Genomic DNA, 2,311 nt, shown 5'->3' with positions numbered 1-2,311 from the left:
CGGTCGCCTCCTCGAACCGGGCGAGCCCCTCCTCGGTTGGCTCGAGGAGGCGGGCCGAGCGGCCGGGCGCGGTGAACCGGCGCAGCAGCCCCGCCGCGAGCGCCCCGTTGACCTGACGGTTGACCGTGGACTGCTCGAGCCGCAGCGCCTCGGCGATCTCCCGCAGCGTGCGGGGCCGGCCGTCGGAGAGCAGCCACAGGAGGCGACCGTCGGCGGTGCCGAGCGGGCTGCGGTGCTCCGCGAGACGGCGGTGGAGGTCGAGCCGGAAGAGCAGGCCCGCGACCCGGCGGTCGTCGGTCAGCTCAGCGGGGTCGGACGACGAGGGCGACGGCGCGGACGACGGTGTCACGGTCGGCATCGGGATCCCTTCGGAGGGTTGACGCTGGTCGATATGCAGGTAGCATACACACGGTCTTATGTAAGTTACACATCCCGAGGTGTGCCGTGAGCTCTTCCCCGTCCCCCGCCCCCGACGCGCCGCCGCGAACCGACCGGCGGGCCATCGCCGTCGTCGTGGTCGTCTGCTTCAGCAGCCTCTGCGCGGCGCTCATGCAGTCGCTCGTCATCCCGATCCAGAGCGAGCTGCCCGAGCTGCTGTCGACGTCGGCCAGCACGGCGTCGTGGGTGGTCACGGCCACGCTGCTCGGCGGCGGCGTCGCGATGCCGGTGACCGGCCGGCTCGCCGACCTCTACGGCAAGAAGCCGGTGCTCGTCGTCTCGGCCGCCGTGCTGGTGGTCGGCTCGCTGGTCTGCGCCGTCTCCGGCTCCGTGGGCCCCGTGCTGGTCGGCCGGGTGCTGCAGGGCGTCGCGATGGGCTACATCCCCGTCGCGATCAGCATGGTCCGCGAGATCGCGCCGCCGCACCTGCGCAACACCGCCGTCGCGGGCGTCAGCGCCACGCTCGGCGTCGGCGGCGCGCTCGGCCTGCCGCTGGCCGCGTGGATCGCGCAGGACTTCGACTGGCACATGCTGTTCTGGGTCTCCGTCGTCCTCGCCGTCGTCATGACGGCCCTCACCGCGACGGTCGTGCCGCACGTGCGCGACGCCCACCCCGGCCGCCTCGACGTGGTCGGTGCGATCGGGCTGGCGATCGGCCTCGTCGGCGTCCTCGTCGGCGTCTCCAAGGGCAACGACTGGGGCTGGGGCGCCGCGAGCACCCTCGGCATGGTCGTGGGCGGCGTCGTCGTCCTGCTGCTGTGGGGCTGGTACGAGCTGCGCCACGACGACCCGCTGGTCGACCTGCGCACCACCGCCCGCCGTCCCGTGCTGCTCACCAACCTCGCCGCCGTCCTCATCGGGTTCGGCATGATGGCGCAGTCCATCGTCGTGCCGCAGCTCCTCGAGATGCCGGAGGCCACCGGCTACGGCCTGGGCCAGACGATCCTCGAGGCGGGCCTGTGGATGGCCCCGGCGGGCCTCATGATGATGCTCTTCACGCCGGTCTCGTCCCGGCTGCTCACCCGGCTCGGCGGCCGCAGCACCATGGCGATCGGCGCGGGCGTGCTCGCGCTCGGCTACGTCGTCGCCGTCTTCCTCATGGACGCGCCGTGGCAGCTCATGCTCGCCTCGTGCGTGGCGTCCGCGGGTGTCGGGATCGGGTACGCCGCGATGCCGACGCTCATCCTCACCAACGTGCCGGCCGCCGAGTCGGCCGCGAGCGTGGGGCTGAACAGCCTCATGCGCTCCATCGGCACCACCGTGGCGGGCGCCGTCATGGCGATCGTGCTCACGAGCCGGACCACGGTGCTGGCGCCGGGCACCCCGCCCATCCCCACCGGCGGCGCGTTCCAGCTCTGCTTCGTCATCGGCGCCGTCGCGGCGGCCGTCGGCGCGGCGATCGTGCTGTGCATCCCGCGGCAGCGCAGCGGGCAGGGGGAGGGTCGGCACCTGGCCGCCGTCCCCGACGCCGACGACGAGCCCGCCCTGGTGGGCTGAGCCACCTCGCACCGGGGACGCCGCCGGAGGCCGCTGCGCCAGGTTCGTGACGTGGCGGCCTCCGGTGACAGGCTTCGTCGACCTCGGGCACCGGTCGAGCGACGTCAGGCAGGAACCTTGTCGAGGAAGCCGCGGACGTCGCGGATGCGCTGGTCCGCGTCCGCTCGGACAGCCCGGAGGCGTTCTACTCCTGCTCGGACGTCGCCTTCGGCGGCGCGAACGGCGGGGGCGGTGGCGCGAGCCGGGCCCCGGTGGCCGAGGTGCGCGGGTCGCGCAGGCCCGCGTCGTACAGGGCGCGGGTGGTGGCCACGGCGACCGAGGCGCGGATGCGGGCGCTGAGCAGGCTCGCGAGGACGAGGGTGCGGTAGAGGGGCTG

The 2,311-nt window shown here is 74.0% G+C and carries 2 protein-coding genes and 1 pseudogene; 1 reads left to right on the top strand and 2 read right to left on the bottom strand.

The window, feature by feature from the left end; translation table 11 throughout:
* Positions 1–358: MarR family winged helix-turn-helix transcriptional regulator (locus ACFWEK_RS20870; protein WP_430555283.1), on the bottom strand; the 358-nt coding region annotated here is incomplete at its 3' end.
* 86 nt (positions 359–444) lie between these two features.
* Between ACFWEK_RS20870 and ACFWEK_RS20865 the strand changes: the two genes are divergently transcribed.
* Positions 445–1,935 carry an MFS transporter gene (locus ACFWEK_RS20865; protein ID WP_430555282.1) on the top strand — a complete coding sequence of 497 codons (1,491 nt, stop codon included), beginning with the start codon at positions 445–447 and terminating at the stop codon, positions 1,933–1,935.
* Between the two features lie 184 nt (positions 1,936–2,119).
* On the opposite strand, the pseudogene ACFWEK_RS20860 reads toward ACFWEK_RS20865, so the two are convergent.
* Positions 2,120–2,311 (bottom strand): annotated as a pseudogene (locus tag ACFWEK_RS20860) (hypothetical protein); the annotation flags it as partial.

This window comes from Isoptericola sp. NPDC060257 (assembly GCF_042726645.1).
GTDB classification, from domain to species: domain Bacteria; phylum Actinomycetota; class Actinomycetes; order Actinomycetales; family Cellulomonadaceae; genus Isoptericola; species Isoptericola nanjingensis.
Note: the sequence above shows the minus strand (reverse complement) of the source record. Positions and strands in the feature narration are given on the sequence as shown.